Source organism: Paenibacillus hebaui, assembly GCF_051934385.1.
Classification (GTDB): domain Bacteria; phylum Bacillota; class Bacilli; order Paenibacillales; family Paenibacillaceae; genus Paenibacillus.
This window is the reverse complement of the sequence record NZ_CP196836.1, coordinates 4,174,255-4,197,367: the sequence shown is the minus strand read 5'-3', so window position 1 is coordinate 4,197,367 and position 23,113 is coordinate 4,174,255. Positions and strand designations below refer to the sequence as shown.

Here is a 23,113-nt window from a genome sequence, read left to right as displayed (position 1 = left end):
ATATAAATGTGATCGGGGTGCCGTATGTCTATTTTTAAGAAACAGGAATCGTATTGGGCAAGCCGATTTGAAGATGATGATGTTCTTGTTCATTTGCCTTATTGCAAGACAACTTCCAAGCACTCAGACGATACGCAGCGCCAGAATTATATATATAAGCCTTTGTCAGCCGATATTTCACATAAAATCAAGTCCATGTCGCGAAACGCTCCGATGGCAATTTATACGATATTATTAACCGGAGTTCAGTGTCTGTTATATAAATACACAAATGAAACCAAGATGATTATTGGCATACCGACGATGGAAGAAAAGAACAATGATCTGTCGCTCTCGAATAAGGTTCTTATCTTAAAAAATAATATCAATCATGCGATGACATTCAAATCCTTATTTAATCAAGTGAAGACCAGTTTAACCGAAGCCATTCAGCATCAACGAATACCTTTTAGAAAAATGGTTGAGCATTTAAATGTTCAATATGATTCGAACCATGTACCTCTGATTCATACCTTGGTTTCGTTGAATGAAATTCATCCTACCCTTGATGAAAACAACGTAAAAGCAGCGACTATTTTTCACTTTGATCTGGAGAACGACTTCGTTCATTTAAAACTAATTTATGATGAAGAACGTTATGATCAAGATTATATGATTCAAGTTGTAGAACATCTTGACCAACTGTTATCCGTTGTTTTGAACCAACCTGATCTGGAGTTAAGTAAGGTCGATATGCTATCAGAGTTTCATCGAAACAAGCTGTTATTCGACTTTAACGATACAAGGGTGGAGTATCCAAAGAACAAGACGATGCATCAATTATTTGAAGAACAGGTGGAACGAACACCGGACCATCCAGCAGTGGTATTTGAGAATAAACAACTAACGTACAGAGAGTTAAATCATCAATCCAATCAATTGGCCTGGACACTTCGGTCTAAAGGGGTGCAGCCGGGTCAGTTCGTTGGGATTATGGCAGAACGCTCACTTGAGATGATCGTAGGTTTATTCGGTATTCTCAAGGCCGGGGGCGCTTATGTTCCAATCGATCCGGAATATCCGGCAGATCGTATTCACTATATCCTTGAGGATTCAAAAGTGGATTGGTTGCTGCATCAAAGTCATATACAGAAACCTGAACATTTTGCAGGGACATGTGTCATTCTGGATGCTGAACTAATTCACAATAATCATAATTTGAATGTGGAGCATGGAGCGAGTGCAAGTGACCTGGCATACATGATCTACACGTCTGGAACAACAGGCAATCCCAAAGGCGTGATGATTGAACATGCCAGCATTGCGAATTCCCTGCAATGGAAATCGGATTTTTATCATTTTACCGGAGATGATCGGGTATTAATGCTGAATCCCTTCGTTTTTGATTCGTTTATTACCCACTTCTTTGGTCCGATGATATCTGGATCGACAGTGTATTTGTTAAACCAGCAACAGTGTAAAGATGCTGTAGCCATCAATACGATGATAAACAAACAGCAAATCACGCACATCCAAAGTCCACCCAGTTTCTTGATGACTCTATTGGAACAAGTGAACGCGGATGATTGGGCATCCATGAAAAATGTGGTGGCTGCGGGAGAGAAGATTGTTCCTGCCTTAATACACAAATTGCAGCGCATCAATCCACTCATCGAAGTGTGTAATGAATACGGTCCAACCGAAAATAGTGTTGTGTCCACGGTTCTGTCAATCAACTCCGCAGATCAAAATATCTCAATCGGGAAGCCTATTGCGAACAATAGAGTCTACATTTTAGGGGAATGGAATGAATTGCAGCCTATTGGAGTTCAAGGAGAATTATGTGTAGCCGGAGCAGGGCTATCCAGAGGTTACTTGAACCGTCCAGATCTGACGGCGGAGAAATTCGTAGATGATCCATTTGTTTCGGGAGCGAAAATGTACAAGACGGGTGACTTCGCAAGATGGTTGCCCGATGGGAACATTGAATATATGGGAAGGGTGGATCATCAAGAGAAAATTCGTGGATACCGGATTGAACTTGGCGAAGTAGAGACAGCCCTTTTGAACATGTCCAACATACAAGAGGTCATCGTTCTGGCCAGAGAAGATGAAGCGGGAACAAAGCAATTATGTGCATACCTGGTAGGAGAAGATGCAATCACGATCGGGGAACTGCGGGAGGAGCTGTCCCAGCAGCTGCCAAATTACATGATTCCGTCCTATTTTGTACAACTGGATCAGATGCCGCTCACGTCCAATGGGAAAATCGATCGCAAAGCGCTACCTGCTCCCAAAGAACATATGTTAAAGGGAATGGAGTACGAAGCACCCCGAACGATAGTGGAACAACAACTCGCATCCATCTGGGAAGAGGTGCTTGGCGTAGAGAACATCGGGATTTTGGATAATTTCTTCGAGCTAGGTGGAGATTCGATTAAGTCCATTCAAGTCTCTTCAAGATTATATCAAGCAGGTTACCAGGTACAGATGGATCATCTGTTTAAACACCCAACCATTGCAAGCTTGGTTCCCTATGTTCAACCCATAAGTACCATGTCAGAACAGGGAATCATCACTGGAAAAGTGATGCTGACTCCAATCCAGCATTGGTTTTTTGAGCAATACAAGGTGGACGCCCATCATTATAATCAGTCCGTGATGTTGTATCGGAAAGAAGGTTTTCACGAAGCCACACTTCGCCGCGTATTCGATAAACTGAGTGAGCATCATGATGCACTTCGTATGGTATATCGCCTTACGGAACAGGGTTATGAAGCGTGGAATGAAGGGCAGGAAAAGGAACCCTTATATACACTTGAAGTGGTGGACTTCAAGTCATTAGCAGATCCGTCTCAACAGATCGAGAAGAAAGCAAATGAAATTCAAAGTGCGTTTACCTTGGAACGTGGACCCTTGATGAAGCTGGGCGTGTTTCAATGTGCAGACGGTGATCATCTATTAATCGTTATTCATCATTTGGTCATCGACGGGGTTTCATGGCGAATTTTGATCGAAGACCTATCAAGGGGTTATGAACAATTATGTCATGGAGAACCGATTCAATTACCGCAAAAAACGGCTTCATTTCAATTATGGGCAGAACAGCTCAAGTTGTATGCGGACAGTGATGCGACAACACAAGAGCTTGCATACTGGAATGAAATTGAACAGGCATCCTATAAGCCGTTACCTACAGATTTCCATGCGGATCATGCACTGGAAAAAGACAGCGAAGAAATCACGATGGAATGGACAGCAGCGGAAACGGAGCAGTTATTGAAACATGCGAATCGTGCTTATAAAACGGAGATTAACGATTTGCTGCTCCATGCATTAGGCATGTCTATTCACCAATGGACGGGCATGGATAAAGTGCTGGTCAATCTGGAGGGACATGGAAGAGAATCTATTATACCGGATCTAGATATTACACGAACGATCGGATGGTTTACGAGCCAGTATCCGGTTGTACTTGATATGGAAGCAAGTTCAAATATGTCTCTTCTCATCAAGACAAACAAAGAAATGATTCGTCAAATCCCTAAAAAAGGGATTGGTTATGGTATTTTAAGATATTTAAGTGCACATCAGCAAGAAACTCCATTTACCTTGAATCCTGAAATTAGTTTTAACTATTTGGGACAATTTGATCAGGATCTTCAGAATAGTGGGATGCAGATCTCTCCCTACCCAGGCGGAGCAACAGCAAGCGACAATCACAGAAGAAATGTTCTTATTGATATGAATGCCTTAATTGTGGAAGGCAAATTGACGTTGTCACTTCGGTATAGTCGCACACAATATCGAAAAGAAACGATGGAGCGAGTGGCGAAATATTTTAGAGATCATCTGCAAGAAATAGTGATGCATTGTGTGACAAAAGAGAAGCCGGAATTAACACCAAGTGATCTAACGTTAAAAGGAATTACCATTGAAGAATTAGAAGGATTTGTTCATGAATCGGAACACATTGGTGAAATCGAAGATATTTATGCTTTGTCACCGATGCAAAATGGGATGTTCTTCCATCATTTGCTTCATTCAAAATCTGAAGCGTATTTCCTTCAAACGACGCTGGATCTTCATGGTTCGTTAGACGTGGACGCTTTTACGAAGAGTTTGGATCAGTTGATGCAACGAAATTCGATTCTCAGAACGAATTTCCACAGCAAATGGAAGAATGGACCCCTGCAAGTGGTATACCGTCATAAACGGAATGGGCTTATCTACGAAGATTTGCGTGAGATGAATGAAGATGATCGTGAAGCATACGTGGCAGACTATACGAGAGCAGATAAAATAAAAGGTTTCGACCTGTCTCAGGATGTGTTAATGCGTATCTCGATCTTGCAAACTCATGATCAAACCTATCGTTTTATTTGGAATTATCATCATATTTTGATGGATGGCTGGTGCCTATCTCTTGTCATCCAGGAGCTGTTTGATGGATACTTTGCTATTCAGGAGCAACGAAAACTAGAGGAAAAGGGTACGATTCCATACAAACACTATATTGAATGGCTGGACAACCAAGATCATGAAGAATCCCTGAAATACTGGAGTGACTATCTGCAAGGTTATGATGAGCAGACCACTTTGCCAAAAGAACATTCAATAACGAAGAGTGATGAATATCATTCAGAGCATATGATTTGTACACTTAGTCAGGAATTAACCGGACAAATTGCACAAGTTGCCAGTCAGAATCAGGTGACGCTGAATACGTTAATGCAGACCGCATGGGGAATGTTGCTACAGATATATAACGGCAGTGAGGATGTCGTATTCGGAAGCGTGGTGTCGGGCAGACCAGCGGCGATTGTCGGAGTTGAGCGAATCATTGGCTTATTCATCAATACCGTTCCCGTACGTATTCAGACTCAAGGTAACGAGACATTTGCAGCGGTCATGAAGCGGAATCAGGAACAAGCTGTCGCTTCGCATCCACATGACACCTATCCGTTATACGAGATTCAAGCGGAAACATCGCAAAAGCAAAATTTGATTGATCATATCCTGATATTCGAGAATTATCCTGTACAAGGCATTATGGAACAGTTTGGGGATCAGGGGGAGACAGCTCTTCGGATTACGAATGTAGAAGCAGATGAACAAACGAATTATGACTTTAACCTGATTATCAAACCAGGCCAATCTATGAAATGCATGTTCTATTACAATGCTAACGTCTATGACCGGGCAAGCGTAGAACGGATTCAAGGTCACTTGATTCAGATGTTGGAGCAAGTGGTCAACAATCCGCATATCCCTATCCATGACATTGACTTGACCACAACACAGGAAAAAACACAAATTTTGGAACAGTTTAATGATTCTATGGCTGAATATCCAAAGGACAAGACGATTCATGGACTGTTTGAGGAACAAGCGGCTAGAACTCCTGAACATGTTGCGGTTGTATTTGAGGATCAACACTTGACCTATCAAGGGCTGAACGAGAAAGCCAATCAATTGGCAAGAACGCTGAAGGTCAAAGGCATTCAAAATGATCAGTTAACCGGGATCATCGCTGATCGTTCGCTAGACATGGTTATAGGAATCCTTGCGATTTTGAAAGCGGGTGGCGCATACGTACCGATTGATCCCGAATATCCAGAGGATCGTGTAAACTACATGCTTGAGGATTCGGGCGTACATGTATTATTGCTGCAAAGTCATTTGCAAAAACGCATCTCTTTTGCAGGAGAGGTCGTTTGCCTGGATCAACCTGAGTCCTATCATGAAGATCATTCCAACTTGGGAATTACTGTTGCCCCAACAGGCCTAGCATATGTAATTTATACCTCAGGAACGACAGGGAAACCAAAAGGTACCTGTATCGAACATAAAAATGTGGTTCGGTTGTTGTTTAACAGTAAAAATTTGTTTGATTTTAATGCATCCGATACATGGACACTGTTTCATTCCTTTTGTTTTGATTTTTCGGTATGGGAAATGTACGGGGCATTGCTCTATGGCGGAAAACTGGTTATCGTACCTCAAATGACGGCAAAAAGTCCGGAGCAATTCTTACAATTGTTAAAAGACGGGCAAGTGACGATATTGAATCAAACACCGACGTACTTCTATCATCTTCTTCAGGAAGAACTGGCAGGTCATGCAGCAGATCTGAAATTAAGAAAAGTGATTTTTGGAGGAGAAGCCCTCAATCCCGTGTTATTGAAGGACTGGAAGCTGAAATATCCATTTATCCAGTTAATTAATATGTATGGGATAACCGAAACAACGGTTCATGTGACTTATAAGGAAATAACCGACATCGAAATACATGCTGGAAAGAGCAATATTGGAAAACCAATCCCGACGTTGCAGACCTATATTTTGGATCAACATCAACGAATTCAACCGATCGGTGTTCAGGGAGAATTATATGTAGCAGGTGAGGGACTTGCCAGAGGATATCTGAACCGGCCTGATTTAACAGCAGAGAAATTTGTAGAGCATCCCTGGATTACAGAAGGGAAAATGTACCGAACAGGAGATGCTGCGAGATGGCTGACGGATGGGAATATTGAATATCTGGGACGGATCGATCATCAAGTGAAAATCCGTGGTTACCGAATTGAGCTTGGCGAAGTGGAAACCGCGCTTTTGAAAATAGACTCCATTCAGGAAGCGGTTGTTATTGCCCGTGAGAATGAGGATGGTTCGAAGCAGTTGTGTGCATATTGGAAAGGCGACAGCTCACTGACAGCGAAGAATATCAGAATGGCATTATCTCATGAAATTCCGGATTATATGATCCCGTCATATTTTGTTCAATTAGAGCATATGCCGTTAACATCCAATGGAAAGATTGACCGAAAGGCATTGCCATCTCCACAAGAACGTATGCAAAAAGGTACCGAGTATATGGCACCGCAAAACGCTGTAGAACAAGCGATCGTCTCTGCCTGGGAAGCTGTGCTTGGCGTTCAAAAGGTTAGCATATCAGATAATTTCTTTGAACTCGGGGGCGATTCGATAAAATGTATTCAAGTTTCCTCACGACTGCTTCAAGCAGGGTATAAAGTGGAAATGAAGCATTTCTTCACCTATCCGACAGTAGCAGAGTTGAGTGAACACGTTACATCCGTGAGCACTATTTCTGACCAAGGGGAAGTTACGGGACAAGTGATGCTGACACCTGTTCAGCGCTGGTTCTTTGATCAAAATATGGCGGACGCACATCATTACAATCAGGAAATGATGTTCTTTCGTGAAAAAGGGTTTGATGTCCGCTTTATTCACAGCATCATGAACAAAATCGTTAAACAGCATGATGCTCTCCGCATCCGTTATCGTCAAGCGCCTGAAGGCGGGTATGAGGCGTGGAACCAAGGGGCAGACGAAGATGGATTATACAGCCTTGAAATCGTTGACCTCAAAACAGAAGCAGATCCTGCACCGTTCATTGAAAATAAAGCGAAAGAAATACAGAGCGGTATGGATCTGTCTCACGGGCCTTTGATCAAACTCGGGTTGTTCCAATGTGCTGAAGGGGATCACCTGCTTATTGCTATCCATCATTTGTTGGTAGACGGGGTTTCATGGCGTATTTTATATGAAGATATTCAGACAGGGCAAGACCAGTTCTTAAGAGGTCAAGAAATTCGGCTTCCCCAAAAAACGACCTCGTTTAAACAATGGGCAGAACAATTGTCTACGTTTGCAGACAGCGCGGCGATAAAGCAAGAGAATCAATACTGGAGTCGTGTGGAGCAGGCTGAGCTAAGCCTTTTGCCTAAAGATATGGATTGGGATGAGACGATTGGCAAAGATAGTGAAACGATCACCATTCATTGGACATCAGCGGCAACCGAGCAATTATTAAAACAGACACATCATGCGTACAATACGGAAATTAATGATATATTGCTAACGGCTTTGGGAATGGCTGTTCATGATTGGACAGGCATGGAAAAAATCCTCGTAAATCTGGAAGGGCACGGTAGAGAAGACATCCTTCCGGAGCTGGATATTACGCGTACAGTGGGATGGTTTACCAGCATGTACCCCGTCATGGTTACGATGGAATCCGGGGCTGACATATCAATGAGAATTAAGTCCATCAAGGAAGGGCTGCGCCAGATCCCAAACAAGGGCATTGGTTACGGGATTTCAAGGTATTTGTCACACGGACATGAAGGATTCAAGTTAGAGAAAAACCCCGAAATTAGTTTCAATTATATGGGACAGGTGAATCAGGATTCAGGCCAAGATGGCATTAAATTCTCGCATTATTCCAGCGGACCATCCGTAAGCGAAAACAACAAGAGACCATTTGTGCTTAATATCAATGGCATCGTTACAGAGGGTCGGTTGTCGCTGTCCATTAACTATAGTCAAAAACAATATCGCCAGGAAACGATGGAGCAACTGGCTTGTCTCTATAAGGAAAGTCTTAATAGAGTCGTTGAACATTGTGTAACGAAAGAACAAACCGAACTTACACCAAGTGATATTTCATGCAAGTCATTATCCATTGATCAATTGGATCAAATCGTGGAACAAACTGGGCACATCGGTCGAATCGAAAATGTGTACCCACTTACACCATTACAGAAGGAAATGCTTTACGAAAGTGAACGGAATCCAATTTCGGGCGCTTACTTTGTACAAATCATGTTTGACATGCGTGGAGATTTTGATGTTAACTCTTTTGCGCAAAGCTTGGATCAATTAATGCAAAGGCATGCGATATTAAGAACTAATTTTTACAGTGATTTCGTGGACATCCCTCTTCAAATTGTGTATCAAGAGAAGACATTTGAATTTAACTATGAAGATGTAGCGGGCACAAGTGAACTGCAACGTAAAACGTATGTTGACGAGTATATTGAGCAGGACAAGGCAAGAGGATTTGACTTACAACGAGATTCACTAATACGCATGTCTGTTTTACGAACAAAGAATGAGGGATACCGTGTCATATGGAGTTTTCACCATATTTTGATGGACGGCTGGTGTATGTCTCTGGTAAGCAAAGAGATATTTGAGAATTACTTTGCGATTCGGGAGAATAGAAAGCCTGAAGTGACTCTATTAACACCGTATAGTCAATTCATTGAATGGTTGGAACAGCAAGATCATGAAGGTGCAATAACCTATTGGAGTCATTACCTGGAAGGTTATGAAGGGCAAACGAAATTGCCTGGAGAAAAAATCAAACCGAAACATGAAAGACAGGATTCCAGAACGCTAAACTGCTATTTGGATGAAGCACTGGTTCAGCAAATGAAACAGATCGCGGAACAGCAGCATGTAACTCTCCATACGTTAGTGCAGACTGCCTGGGGTGTATTGTTGCAGCAATACAATGAAAGCCATGATGTTGTATTTGGCAGTGTTGTATCGGGCAGACCACCTGTCATTCCTGGAATCGAAAGCATGATTGGATTATTTATTAATGCAATTCCTGTTCGTATCCACGCTAAGGGTGAAGAATCATTTACATCCTTAATGAAAAGGAATCAGGCACAAGCTGTGGAGTCACATGCATATGATACGTATTCGTTATATGATATTCAAAATCTGACCAAGCAAAAACAATCTCTGATTAACCATGTTGTTGTATATCAGAACTTCCCGGTAGATCATCGAATGGAGAGTTTGGGTGAAAAAGGCGAAATACCGCTTGAGATTATGAATGTTGGGGGTACAGAACACAATAGTTTTGATTTTACTTTGATCGTCAAGCCTCATGAGAACATGAAGATCATATTGATGTACAATGCCAATGTGTATGACCTATCCATCGTTGAACAGATTCAAAAACATTTTATTTCCATGATTCAACAAGTGGTAGGTAACCCGGAACTTAAAATAAATGAACTTGCATTGATTACGTCGGACAGTTATTAATGCACTCAAACAAACCCAAACAGCTTCGATTCCAATGAAGCAAGCTGTTTGGGTTGTTTTTCTGTTCAGTTGTTTTTGATAATTCCCCCGGACTGAGCAACAAAATGAGGCTGTCCCCGTCTAGGAGGTATGGAGAAAATATGCAAGGAGTGTTGAGATGAAACGATTATATTTAATAATCATCACAATATTGTGTATCACCTGCGGTTGCAGTTGGAAAACCAATCAACCTCCTATCGCCTATTCTATGCCCCAAGAAATGCCTGGGGATTTTAATTTCATGGTTCGTTTTGGATATGGTGAGGTGACCAAAAATGAAATAAACACTTATGAGGATCAGGTTGTTAAGGATCTCATTATTAAAGGAACGGCCACGGCAGACATCATCTTGACTACCGAAGAGATGCGTAGTATCTATAAAAAGATGTATGAGATGAACGTGATGGGGATGCAAGATGTTGCATTAACTGGTTTAAACTCAAACTGTTCAAGAGAACCTTATAATGAAGAGAGCTGGAAAATAACTGTAGATGGAGAAATACAGTCTCTTATGTGGTCGGATCAACATTGTGATGTCACAAACGAGGCAGATCAGCTATTGAAATTGCGGAAGTTCATTCAACAGATCGTTGAAACGAAAGAAGCCTACAAGGAACTGCCCGAAGCTGAGGGAGGGTATGATTGAATGGATGCCCGTATAAACTCTGACCACCCTTTTAACAATTCCTCCCTTCTAACCGATATATAATAAGTACGCCCAAATGACAAGACAGCGAAAGGAGTAGAGAGCATGGATATTGCAGCATTATCAATGGCGATGAGCCAGGTTTCCGTAGCACAAACGGCGAGCTTGCAGGTGATGTCTATGTCGAAAGACATGGCGGAGCAACAAGGACAGCAATTAACGGAAATGTTAAAGTCAGTTCCGGCTCCTCATCCCAATCTGGGTGGAAGCCTCGATCTTTCGGTTTAGTTGAAATTACAGCATGTGTCCTCATGTAAGACCCATTGCAGCAAGCAAAACCCAAACAGCTCCAATTCGATTGAATTGAAGCCGTTTGGGTTGTTTTTTTCTAAATGTTCATTTCGAACCTTACCATCTTCTCAGCGGAACTTCGACAAGCTTGGCAATCTGCCTTCAAAGGGCAGTGTATCCTTCAATGTCCATAACTCATCGTAACTGGAAATCCGAAGATCGGCTTTGGACAAGTCCTGGTTGCCTGATCCCGGATTGCGATATCCGATGCAGCGCATGCCTGCACTTTTGGCGGCCTGAACACCATTGCGCGAGTCCTCGATCACCAGACAATTCGAAGGAGATGCACCAATCATTTCAGCTGTGGTCAGGAAAATATCTGGTGCCGGCTTGCCGTTCGCAACTTCCTCACCTGTCATTCGCACCTCAAAGTATTGCCCAAGTCCGGTTTTGTCCATGATCAAATCAATCAGTGCACGTGGAGAGGAAGAAGCAACGGCTATTGGAATGTGTTGCTCATGCAGCCAGCTTAACCAGCGTTCCACGGAAGGCATTGCCGTCAAATTGGGATGAGCGAGCATCGTTTGCATCACATTATGCTGATGATAAGCGAATATTTCTTCCAGCGTAGCTGTCAGCTGATGTTTGTCCAATACTTGCTGCCACATGGATTCCAGCGTAACTCCAACATAGGTATGATGTTCTTCATCAGTCACCACTGCGCCAAAATAGGCAAAAGAGCTGCGCTCAATCTCGAAATAAATCGGTTCGCTGTCAATCAGTACGCCATCCATGTCAAAAATGACCGCTTGAATGATGTCATCATTGGACGCTCCCAGTCCGTCAGACTCTTTGTTTGCTGCCATGTTGTATTCCTCCTCCAGGATTCTGTAAACATATATCTCTAATCTAATCCATTCATGATTAACTTTCCGCTTTAAAAACTGGAACCGCTGGATTGCAGTACAACTTTAATGGCATGTGAAGAGGCTTGAAGTGTACGTCCCTGAATATCGCAGCCGAGTGTGCGGAATGCCTCTTCGTAATCCTCTAACGGGAAGGAGTGGGTGATGATTTTTTTTGCCGGAATAATCTGTTGTTCAATCATATAATGTGCGGTAGCAAATGTCCCCAGAGAATCGATGGAACCAATAATTTTCAGACTGCGGTCCACGACTTCCTTGGGATTGAAGGATGTGTTTCCATCTCTCAGACCAACCAGCATCAGGTAACCTCCGCTGGCGAGCTGGGAAAGCACTTGTGTGCCCACAACACCTGTCGTATCCACGATCATATCGACCTGATGGGTTGCAGGTGCCAGCGACTCAATTGCATGTTCAAAGGATGAATGAACCTCCCAACGATCTGGGGCTATGGAACCTGCAATGGCTAAGCGTTCTTCGGAGATGTCAACCAGACAGCCGGTAACACCTTTGGAAGCGAGTGCGTAGCTGTACAGAATGCCAATCGGGCCTGCGCCGAGGATGATCGTTCTGAAATTCGGCAGCAGATGAATCTGATTAATCCCCGTCAGCATACAGCTGAGCGGTTCTGTCAAAGTTGCTTCCTCATAGCTCACATGGTCCTTCAATTTGTACAAAAAGCGATCCTCGGTCACATAATAATCCGTAAATGTTCCGTCAGCACTCACACCTGTCTCGGTAACAGACTTATGTGAGCAATGATTTTGTCTGCCTGTTCTGCACATGTCGCATTGTCCGCAGTAGTAGGTAGGATCGATCACAACACGGTCGCCCGGTTGCAATGTCGTTACCGCAGAGCCAACATCAATGACTTCCCCGGCAGACTCATGACCGAGAATGACGGAAGGAACCGCATGATATTTCCCACTGACAATACCAAGGTCGGTACCGCATACTCCGGTTGCTCGAATACGAACCAACACCTGATTATCTCTTGTGATCTCCGGAACAGGCCGTTCCTCTAATGCGACATCCCAAGCCGATTTGTATACTAATGCAAGCATGATATAACCTCCTTGTAATTATATAAAATATAAATATAGCGATTCATCTTAAAACAGTTTCTGACAAGATACGAAAGTAGTGAAGGGGACGAAATCGAATCTGGAGAAGCGAAGCGTTCGCCTCAAAGCTTTCTGAAAGAAAGCTGCTTCGGAAGCATACGCTATCCACGGATTTTTCCCTTGGGAAAGGGAAAAATCCGTGGATAACAGCGATCATAAGAACGATTCGTAACCGGAACAATCACTTCGAACAGTTGCATTGAAATGTTTTAATGAACGCTGGCAAGCACTGAATCCAGCCGCTCTACAATCTCAACCAGTTCGTCTTCAGTTGTGGTAAGGGAAGGCCGGACCTTAACAACGTTGCCAAAGCCATATCTTGAACTTCTCAAGATCAGATGCTCATCTGTAAAAGCGCGGTCAATAATGGCATTGGTTTTTAGCGTATCCGGTTCATTACCGTCACCTACAATCTCCAAACCCCACATTAACCCAACGCCGCGAGCTTCACCGATACTTGGGTATTTCACAGCCAATTCTTGCAGCAATTCACCCAGAATTTCACCTTTGCGTTTCACGGCATCCAGAAATCCGGGTTCGGATACCACCTCCAGGGTGGATTTGGCAGCGGTAACGGAGATCAGATTGCTTCCAGAGGTGAAGGAATGTTCATGCTTATCCAACACGTTCAGCCGGGATTGCATTAATACGGCAGCAACAGGTACGCCGATTCCGCCAAGACCTTTCGCAAGGGTAATCATGTCAGGCTGGATATCAAACAGTTCGCTGGCGAACATGGTTCCGGTACGACCGATGCCGGTCTGTACTTCGTCAGCAATGAGAAGGATGTTGTACTCATCACACAGTTTTCGCAGTCGTTTGAAATATCCGGCAGGAGGGATGATATTGCCGCCATTCCCGAGAATAGGTTCGATAATCATGCAGGCGACTGAGCCGGAGCTCGCATATTCTATGGCATCAGATATTGCTTCAACGCATTGATAGCCGCAGTCACCGTTTAAAGATTTGAAAGGGCAGCGATAACAGTATGGGGCAGGTACATGAACAGAGTTAGCCACAGCCGAATTGGGGAACCGTTTCCGACGGAAGGCATTCCCCGAAATCCCGGTGGCAAATTGGGTCTGTCCATGATGGGACAGATACAGGCTGATGATGTCTGTCGACTCGGTATACTTCTGTGCAATTTTGGTCGCACATTCGTTTGCAGTAGAACCAGTAATATCCCGCATCCATCCGGCATTAATGTCGTTTGGAGCATATTCGATTAAGTGATCAAGCACTTCATTTACGTACGGTTCGGTGAAGGAGGAAGACATATGCGTCAGATTGCCGACTTGTTCCTGAATTTTGCTGACTACATGTGGGTGATTATAGCCCAGTGACAGATTGAACGTGCCCGACACGCCATCCAGGTATTCAACACCTGAATCGTCAATCAACTTAATCCCTTTTCCGGCTATGAAGCGGTTGTTGGTTAAAGTTTGCATACGATTTCCTCCAATATAATGGTGTACTAGCTCGAACTAAGCTCAACAATCCCGGATTATGCGGGCATCACCTCCCTTAAGAAACGATGTTTACATTTCCTTACTATGTTGTGCGAGAGCAGCACTTACTGCATTATTTTTTACAGTCCATAGATGAGAGACCATCAATGTAAGAAGCAAGATCAGACAGAATCCGGCCAAAATCCAGATCGTATTCACGACAGGCCCTGTGCTCATACTCCATCCAGTCACATACTGCAAGATGGCACCTCCAATACCCCCCGATGCGATCAGGATACTAGTTGTCCGCTCGGTCATGCCGGGAATCAGAATATTTGCATAGACCAGTGCGATACAGAACAGCCCTGACATGAACAGACCGGTTCCGAAGATCAGGACATACGTTGCCCACTGTCCAGTTACAAATACCATAGCGACTGCAAACAAAAGCGTGCCGACCGTACTCCAGATCAGGAAAGGCATATAGTTGACGGCTTCCGCTATTTTCCCCGAGAAAAGACGGCCGATGATCATCGCAATCCACAGGATGGAGACACTCAGCGATGCGACAGATTCCTGAAGCTGCAGTCGTTCTACGAGAATGGAGGGCAGGAAATTCATTAACCCAAGTTCCAATCCCATGTAGATGAAAAAGAAGATGACGAAAATCGTCAGCAGTCCCAGATGCTTTCTCGAATAACGGGCTTTACCTGCTGCATGTGCAACTGTATTCTCGCCAGCCTGTTTCAGATAGAGTGAAGCTGCACGAGGCATGGTGACCCACAGCAGCATGAGAACCAGTGACAACACGGCCACCGTATAAAAAGTAAGATGCCACAGATCCAGCCAAATGAACAGGGCAGCGATAGCTGGAATGAGGAGTGCACCGAGAGCAAAGAACACATCAAGCTTGGACATCGCCACGGCCTTCTGATTTTCAGTAAATTCTATCGTAAACGCACCAACGGAAGGCTCAATGATGCCTGAGCCGAAGCCTATGAGAATGGTAAGTAGAAGAACGACAGTCCAGGATGGCAAAAATCCGAGAACAGCATAAGCAGCTACAATGCAGACAAGCGCAATCAGCAGCATGGATTTTCTTCCGATGCGGGCAGTCATTGAAGGAGCGACAAGCACCCCGACAAGAAAACCGAGGAACTGCAAAAAGAGTAAAAAGCCGCCATCACTGTAACCGCGCCCATAGTGTGACAACACCACAGGTAAAAGCGCCCCCATTACTACGCTGGTTATGCCGATTAATAGATAAAAACCGCAGCTTAAAGCGAAAATTCGTCTCATCCGTTACCCTCCTGAGGTGGATATAAATTTAATATTATGTAATAATTGTTTCTTTCGTATATAACTTATACCATAATTATGAAATTGTACATGCTTTTTATTGTAAAATAATGTTATCTTTTGGCGAATAAATCAAGTTTATCGAACCATGTTTGTCCTAAAACGATTTCGTGTCGAAAGGATAGATATGATCAAATCAATATGACCTTTTAACAGTGTTTGGCATTTGTATTGATCAGGGATTGTAAGATGTCCATATTAAAAAACGTTCCCTGTCTGAGCAGACGGGAAACGTTCTGATTATCCGTTCTATGCGAAGATATCTGACATAAACCTATCGCTATTAAGCAATCTGTAAAAAAAATCCCGTCGAATGGTGCGTGAGTAGACGCGCTATAATGAATTAATCATGAAGGATATCACGTTACATTTGAACTGAAACTGCATCCCCAAACAGCTTGCGCGCTATGTTCCAATTCACACCAAGATTACCTTCCCAGCCCGCCCACGGCATCTCCATATCGGAGCGACCTTTGGTATTGTTAAGCAATAGCTCACCATCGAGAATTTCTTCAATGTTAGTCCAGTGGTCAGGACTGAGAGGAAGAACCCGGTTAGGCAGAACCCCTACCATGGATAGCGATTTCAAGATCCCTCTGCGGATTCCAGCGTGTCCTTTGACCAGTTTTGCAGCAGTGAGTCGTTTTTCATATTTTCCTGGAGATTCCTCATCCTCAGCCTGATCCAGACTGTGAAGCAGTTGGTTGAACGTTGCAATGTCATCCACAGTTGGTGTAATTGGCCCTTGCGCTAATAAGGTGACAAACTCCGTAAAATCGGCATATGCACCAACGCTTGTCCCGCTATAATCATAACCCTGGTGGAGGGAATTCCGGATAGAGGAGAGATTCTTCCAACCCTCATCGCTGTGACTGAAACCGCAAACCTTGCAAGCGAGGAATCGTTCCGCTTCTTCATAAGGGTGTTGCTGCATATGAATCATCATATGGTAGCTGGCGAGTGTAGGTATGCCGCGGGGGTAGCTGCCACCGACACCTGCAATAAATGCATTCGTAATGGTGGTCCAGGACAGACGCTTATTCTGCTGCAAGGCAATGAATTGGTGAATGATATCATCGTGGCGGATCATCTCCAGGTCATTAGCTACCCAGTCATGTGTGATTAATAGGTCCTGTTCGGCAGCAGTTAGTGTATCGGTATTGTATATCATAACTTCGCGCTCCCTGTCGTAGTCACCATTAGCGTGCAGATATAACTTTTTCAGTACTTTCATGCATTTTTTGTCCATGGATATCTCCTTTTAGAGGTTGTTCAAAAAGTCCGCTTTTGATTACGAAGGATGCCAAGTGGCATCATCAGCATCGAAGTTGGAATTCAGCCGAAATGTCCGTTGCTCACGTCGTTTTCCCTACGCTCCGCTACTCCATTTCTAGCTTCATCCCATCTTCTCGGTACTGAAAACCGGTCTTTTTGAACACGCACTTTTAGAGTGCAGCTTGGCTTTTCTATGTACCGTCGTATGTGTTTTCAATAACCATTCATTGCTTCGTTTCATTATAAGTGAGATGATATGGAATGAGAATCAGTACAAGGTACTAACTCGTTGAACGAAGTAAATGAACGTACCTTTAACTCAACGAACCAGCGGAAATATTACAGATGAGAAGCGGTGGAACATGTTAATTAACAAATACATAAGTGAAACTGGGTTCTGCTCCCGCAGGGAAACGAACCGATTAATTGCAGCTGGACGCATAACGATCAATGGCAGGGTATGTGAAAAAGGGGCGAATGTTGAACCTCACGATGTCGTACTCATTGATGGCAATGAAATTCCTCATCATGACAGCGAGCCAGTTTACCTCGCCTTGAATAAACCGATCGGTATTGTGTGCACCGCAGCCGAACAGGTGAAGGGGAACATCATTCAGTATGTGAATTATCCATCTCGCATTTTTGCCATCGGCAGGCTGGATAAAGCATCAGAGGGTTTGATTTTGCTTACGAATGACGGCGGTATTGTGAACAAAATGATGCGTTCGGAGCATAACCATGAGAAAGAATATGTGGTGACTGTAGACAAACCGGTGACCGATGCATTTGTGCAGTCCATGTCCCAAGGCGTTGAGATTCTGGACGTGGTGACCAAGCGATGCAAGGTTTACAGGCAAAGCGAAGACGTATTCCGTATTATTTTGACACAGGGCCTTAACCTGCAGATTCGCAGAATGTGCAAAGCCTTGGGGTACAGAGTGCTGAAACTGGAGCGCATCCGAATTATGAATATTACGTTGGATCACCTGGAACGGGGACAATGGAGACATCTGGAGAAAGAGGAACTTGAGATTCTTTTGTCCAAATTGAATTAGCCCATAATTAGCCCCTCCGTTATGTTGGTAAAAAATGAAACAGACACTAACCCATACTGAGATTAGTGTCTTTGGATTTGCTTCGACCTTTTCGCTCTGAAATAGTTGATCCCAATAAGGTTAAGAACGCCCCAAGAATGATCACCCAGGTTATCCGTTCATGAAGAATCAGTGTAGATGACACGACAGTAATGACAGGCACCAAGTAGATATAAACACTCGTTTTGACTGCTCCGAGAAGACTCACAGCACGGTTCCAGGTCACAAAACACAACGCGGAGGCACCCAGACCAAGGTAGAGAAAATTGGAGAGATTGGCCATGTTTGTAAAGCGTCTGAGATCAAAGTGAAACTCGAACAGGAACAGGGCTGGCAGCATGAAAACTAAACCATAGAAGAACACTTTGCGCGTGGCACCGATGGTGTGATAGGGAAGCACACCAATTTTGCGCATGAGCACAGAGTAGATGGCCCATACCGCTGGTGCTATGAAAGCGAGCAAATCACCCAGCGGATTCAGCTGCAGGATGAAACTGCCGTTCAGTGCGATGAGTATGATGCCGCTCAAGGCAATCCCGAATCCGATAATAAAGCGACGAGTTAACTTTTCTCCATCCAGAAAGAAATGCGCGAGCACGGCAGTGAAGAATGGGGCAATGGAGACAATAACACCCACATTGGAAGCCGTTGTGTACACCAGCGCAATATTTTCAATGAGAAAATATAACGTCACCCCGCATAATCCGGCTGCAATAAAGAGCAATTCTTCTCTGAATGATGTAATCTTCACTGAACGCGGATAGATCAGGAACAGTACCAAATACCCGATCAGGAAACGGAAAAACAAAATCTCCACAGGGGTAAAGTCATTCAGCAGAACTTTGGTGGAGACAAACGTTGTGCCCCAGATCAGTATCGTTAGTAAAGCGAGCAGATGTCCGGTAGGGACTTTGTGTTGACTCGTCATACCTTATTATCCGGGATACGTTTCGGTTCCGTGTCATGGTTGAAGATACGTCTGTATTGCTTGGGCGTGAGGCCGATCAGTTTTTTGAAAAAATTCGTAAAGTGGCTCTGGTCACTGAATCCTGTCTGTGCAGCCACTTCAATCGGAAGCTGGCCTTGTTCCAACAGCCGTTTGGCTTGATTAATGCGAATCGTTTCCAGATAGCGGTAAGGGGATATCCCTTTCTGGCGGGTGAATAAACGCAGCAGGTGATACTTGCTCAATTTCGTCAAGTCGGCTAACTGGTTCAGCGTGATACTCTCCATGTAATGAGACTCTATGTAATCACATATGTGTCTGATCTCCGTGGTGACGTCCTGCGTGGAAACAGGCGGCTCAGCATCCGCATACTCTCTCATCAATTGATCCAGCAGAAAGAGTAACAGTTCTTCTTTGTAGAAATCGGATTGCTCTTCCAGGATCATCTGATGCAGCTCATGCAGGGAACTAACAAGTTCACTTTGGTAGAGAACGGGGGAAGTAAACCGGGGTAAGAAATTTTGTCCGGTAATTTCCCGCGCATACTCTCGCATGACCTCAGGCTGGATGTTGATACAGCGATAATCGAGTGTTCTCCCGTCCACCTGTTCGCAGGCATGGGGATCATGTGGATTGAAGACAATGATGTCTCCACTGTTCAGTATATATTCTTCGTTGTTGCAGACGAGATGTCGCTTGCCTTGCTCAATAAATCCAATAACATAATAGTCATGAAAATGATTGGGAAACTTCTGCATAATGCCTTCAAATTGATAAGCTTCTAGCTGTAGATCGGTATCAAATACGACGGTCCGAACTTCCCGAGTCATGATGCACCTTCTTTCTGGTATGTTAACGTCATTATAATATGCATAGCAGGAATTTTCTTGGACGATATTGCTATTGCTCGAAGGGCACGCCCAACAGCTAGATCGAGTTAACTAGTTGAAAGGGGTATATGTACATATGAAGTGTGACTTAAGACTCCGTTACATCTAGTCCAAATGTCCTGTTGATGTTATAATTTATGAGGTATAAATTTCCTGAAGGAGGTGAAATGGGAAGGGGGTTATTTTTTTTGCGTGAAAATAAAATGATTAAAGGGTGTGCAGTGTTGAAGGGGAAATCGAAGACAAAGGGTTTAGCATTAACTCTACTTATTGGGTTAGTGACTATTATGTTATCTGCGTGTGGAAAGCCAATAACAGAAGAGCTGTATTCAGAGACTGTCTCACAGGATGTGAAGACTACGACTGAACTTACACAAGAAGATAAAGATTTTTATAGCAAGGCAATTGAGCATGCAAGCAGCGAAAATACAGACCTCTCATCAAAAACGGTGATCCAAATTATAACGGATGAAAAAGAAAGACAGCGGAAGATTGAGGAAGAGGAAAAAAAGAGACAAGAAGAAATTAAAAGAAAACAGGAAGAAGCAGAAAAAGAAAAACAAGCCCAATTAAAACTTCTGAATGATACATTGAGCGTAGGGTTACTCAAAAAGAGTGTGACGTTCAAAGATACGGATAAGTGGATATTTAAAGACGTCATCAACATGACGCTTGACATTAAAAATATCTCTGACAAAAAGGTGAAAGGGTTTCAAGGCCTCATCACATTCAAGGATATGTTTGATAATGAGATCAAATCACTTAATGTAAAATATGATAAAGCAATTACGGCCGGAACATCTGCTACATATGACGGTAGTTTCGAAGTAAATCAATTTATGGATGAGGATATTGAGTTTAGGGATACTCCAAAAGAAAAAATTACGGTTGAATTTGAGATGGATCAAATCATTTTTGATGATGGCACTACGGTCAAGCGTAGCGATATTGAATAACTTAGCGTAGGTGAGACACATTAGTGAGGAGCCTAAGCTAAGCTTAGTTGGATGGGGACCACTTGTTCTAAAAATAAAACCGCTTATCTCGAGACCAAAGTCTCAGGGTGAGCGGTATTTTTATTCCTTAATCGAAACTACGATGAAGAATATGTTTTTGAAAAATAATATTTTGCTTGCCGTTCTCATCTGAGGTTGTTGTTATTTATGTTGATCTGTCGGAGCTTCAAAGACGAATGTTCGAGAATAGAATATTCAGCATTTTTTCAATGCTTCTGAGATATGTATTTTGCGATGTAAATGGGTGATGTTAACCCATTATGTTAATTAATATGACGCGAAATAGGCGGCGTCCGATTTTATTTTGTACAATATGCCCAATAAAATAAGATTTATTTGGCCCGTATAACAATTCTATGTTATGAATCATGGAACTGTCTTGAGTTGTTTATATAATGTGAATCAACATAACATGATTTTGCAGCGGATTCGGTTGATTCTAATTCAGGGGGGCAACTTTGGATGAAAGAAATCAAAAAGATGAGAATTTTTTCACTGGGGATTCAGCACGTATTGGCGATGTATGCGGGAGCGATTTTGGTTCCATTGCTGGTGGGAAGGGCTCTAAACCTGACTGCTGAGCAATTGGCGTATCTGGTATCCATTGATCTGTTAACGTGTGGGATTGCAACTTGGCTTCAGGCTCGAAAAGGAAAGTATTTGGGGATAGGCTTGCCAGCGGTGCTTGGAAGCTCTTTTGTAGCAGTCACACCCATGATTGCGATAGGATCACAATATGGGATTCCAGCCATTTACGGGTCCATCATCGCAGCGGGAGTATTCATCGTTGTCTTCGCTGTGTTTTTCAGCAAAATCGTCAAACTGTTCCCGCCAGTCGTGATTGGTACAGTTGTAACCATCATCGGTCTTGCGCTTATCCCAACCGGTATTAAAAACATGGCGGGTGGAGCAAACAGCGAGAATTTCGGAAGTTTGGATAATTTGATGCTTTCTTTTGGGGTGTTACTCTTCATTCTGATCCTGAATCGATATGCTCGTGGCTTTGTTAAATCCCTCGCGGTTCTCCTCGGCATTATTGTAGGTACCCTCGTCGCTGCTCTCATGGGGATAGTGAATTTCAGCTCTGTGCAGGAAGCCTCCTGGTTCCACTTGCCACAGCCCTTTTACTTTGGGTGGCCGACATTCGAAATCGGTCCGATCATTACCATGATGATTGTCGGTACGGTTGTCATTATCGAGTCTACAGGTGTGTTTATGGCCTTGAGCAAAATCTGTGATCAACCGATTAACGAAAAGGATCTGGCAAGGGGGTATCGTGCAGAAGGTCTGGCGTTTGTACTTGGCGGCATATTCAATGCTTTCCCATATAATACATTTGCTCAGAATGTCGGTTTGGTTCAGCTCTCTAAGGTGAAAACGACCAATGTGGTGGTTGCGGCTGGAGGCATTCTGATTTTTCTCGGACTTATTCCAAAAGTTGCTGCGTTCGCAACGATTATACCCAGCGCGGTACTTGGCGGGGCCACGGTTGTTCTGTTCGGCATGGTGGTTTCATCCGGTATTAAAATGCTGCAAAGCGTGGATTTCAGCAAGCAATCCAATCTACTGATCGTTGCTTGTTCGGTATCATTGGGGCTTGGTGTCACGGCTGTACCCGATCTGTTTGCCCAGCTTCCTCAAAGTATTCGCATTATTGTTAGCGACGGCATCATCACTGGCAGTCTGTGCGCCATCCTGCTCAATGTCTTCTTTAACCTCGGATTTAAAAAGGAGAGTTTGCCCGTACAGTCTGTACAGGCACAAGAAGCTACGTAATAACTAGCTTGTGCTGATGATAAATTCACCCGTCAGAGTGGATAAGGCTCATGGAAAGTGCCATGAGCTTTTTTTGTGCTAAAATCAAATAGATTCTGATATGATAAAATTATAGTATCGATTGAATATAGCAATTAATTTTGGTCAAAGGGAGAGAAAGGTTTAAATGAATAAGATTTTAGGTGGGTTAATGGACCTTTTATATAGTCCATTAATTATAGGTAGCATATTAGCAATTTCATAGTGGTATATTCTTTAGAGGAATTAACTATGAAGCTAGCATTAACTATGAAGCTAGCATTAAGTGTTATTTTTCTAGTATACATATTAAGTCACAGGAAAAGAAAAATTTGGATTTTATGTTTGTTGCCTGCGATTTTTTCTCCTCCCTTCATTATTTTGTTAGCTATATTTCCTATTTTCTTAGTAATGGTAATAAT

At 43.3% G+C, this 23,113-nt stretch carries 13 protein-coding genes; 6 read left to right on the top strand and 7 right to left on the bottom strand.

Annotation, left to right across the window (positions count from 1 at the left end):
* Positions 1 to 24 precede the first annotated feature (24 nt).
* The 3 genes from ACR32F_RS18510 to ACR32F_RS18500 all read left to right on the top strand — a co-directional run bounded on the left by ACR32F_RS18510 (position 25) and on the right by ACR32F_RS18500 (position 10,819).
* Complete coding sequence (locus ACR32F_RS18510) at positions 25 to 9,846, top strand: amino acid adenylation domain-containing protein (protein WP_440109491.1); 9,822 nt, start codon at positions 25 to 27, stop codon at positions 9,844 to 9,846.
* Positions 9,847 to 10,003: 157 nt separating this feature from the next.
* A complete protein-coding gene (locus ACR32F_RS18505; protein WP_440109490.1) occupies positions 10,004 to 10,531 on the top strand; it encodes a hypothetical protein in 528 nt (175 codons plus the stop codon).
* Between the two features lie 105 nt (positions 10,532 to 10,636).
* Positions 10,637 to 10,819, top strand: a complete 183-nt coding sequence (locus tag ACR32F_RS18500) for a YjfB family protein (protein WP_440109488.1) — start codon at positions 10,637 to 10,639, stop codon at positions 10,817 to 10,819.
* Positions 10,820 to 10,950: 131 nt separating this feature from the next.
* Here the strand turns inward: ACR32F_RS18500 and ACR32F_RS18495 are convergent, their stop codons facing one another.
* From ACR32F_RS18495 to ACR32F_RS18475, 5 genes are all read right to left on the bottom strand, one after another.
* Positions 10,951 to 11,688: an HAD family hydrolase gene (locus ACR32F_RS18495; protein WP_440109486.1), complete on the bottom strand. Its 738-nt coding sequence runs from the start codon at positions 11,686 to 11,688 to the stop codon at positions 10,951 to 10,953.
* 71 nt (positions 11,689 to 11,759) lie between these two features.
* On the bottom strand, positions 11,760 to 12,809 hold the full coding sequence (locus ACR32F_RS18490; protein WP_440109484.1) for a zinc-dependent alcohol dehydrogenase: 1,050 nt from the start codon (positions 12,807 to 12,809) through the stop codon (positions 11,760 to 11,762).
* Positions 12,810 to 13,078: 269 nt separating this feature from the next.
* Complete coding sequence (locus ACR32F_RS18485) at positions 13,079 to 14,317, bottom strand: aspartate aminotransferase family protein (protein ID WP_440109482.1); 1,239 nt, start codon at positions 14,315 to 14,317, stop codon at positions 13,079 to 13,081.
* A gap of 90 nt (positions 14,318 to 14,407) precedes the next feature.
* Positions 14,408 to 15,616 carry an MFS transporter gene (locus ACR32F_RS18480; RefSeq protein ID WP_440109480.1) on the bottom strand — a complete coding sequence of 403 codons (1,209 nt, stop codon included), beginning with the start codon at positions 15,614 to 15,616 and terminating at the stop codon, positions 14,408 to 14,410.
* Positions 15,617 to 16,040: 424 nt separating this feature from the next.
* Entirely contained in the window at positions 16,041 to 16,925 is an 885-nt protein-coding gene (locus ACR32F_RS18475; RefSeq protein ID WP_440109478.1) for a hypothetical protein, read from the bottom strand.
* A 388-nt stretch (positions 16,926 to 17,313) separates the two neighbouring features.
* On the opposite strand from ACR32F_RS18475, the gene ACR32F_RS18470 reads away from it, so the two are divergent.
* The gene (locus ACR32F_RS18470; protein ID WP_440109476.1) at positions 17,314 to 18,006 is read left to right on the top strand and encodes a pseudouridine synthase; all 693 of its coding nucleotides are present in this window, start codon (positions 17,314 to 17,316) and stop codon (positions 18,004 to 18,006) included.
* 46 nt (positions 18,007 to 18,052) lie between these two features.
* Here ACR32F_RS18470 and ACR32F_RS18465 read toward each other — a convergent pair whose 3' ends face one another.
* Positions 18,053 to 18,973 carry a DMT family transporter gene (locus ACR32F_RS18465; RefSeq protein ID WP_440109474.1) on the bottom strand — a complete coding sequence of 307 codons (921 nt, stop codon included), beginning with the start codon at positions 18,971 to 18,973 and terminating at the stop codon, positions 18,053 to 18,055.
* Positions 18,970 to 19,821, bottom strand: a complete 852-nt coding sequence (locus ACR32F_RS18460) for an AraC family ligand binding domain-containing protein (protein WP_440109472.1) — start codon at positions 19,819 to 19,821, stop codon at positions 18,970 to 18,972. Before ACR32F_RS18460 ends, ACR32F_RS18465 begins: the two co-directional genes overlap by 4 nt.
* A gap of 248 nt (positions 19,822 to 20,069) precedes the next feature.
* Here ACR32F_RS18460 and ACR32F_RS18455 point away from each other — a divergent pair, with 248 nt between their 5' ends.
* Together ACR32F_RS18455 and ACR32F_RS18450 are read left to right on the top strand one after the other, a co-directional pair.
* Positions 20,070 to 20,837 (top strand): hypothetical protein, encoded by a 768-nt coding sequence (locus tag ACR32F_RS18455; RefSeq protein WP_440109470.1) that lies wholly within the window; start codon positions 20,070 to 20,072, stop codon positions 20,835 to 20,837.
* Between the two features lie 522 nt (positions 20,838 to 21,359).
* Positions 21,360 to 22,673, top strand: coding sequence for a nucleobase:cation symporter-2 family protein (locus ACR32F_RS18450; protein WP_440109468.1), 1,314 nt, complete (start codon positions 21,360 to 21,362; stop codon positions 22,671 to 22,673).
* The last annotated feature ends 440 nt before the right edge of the window (positions 22,674 to 23,113 follow it).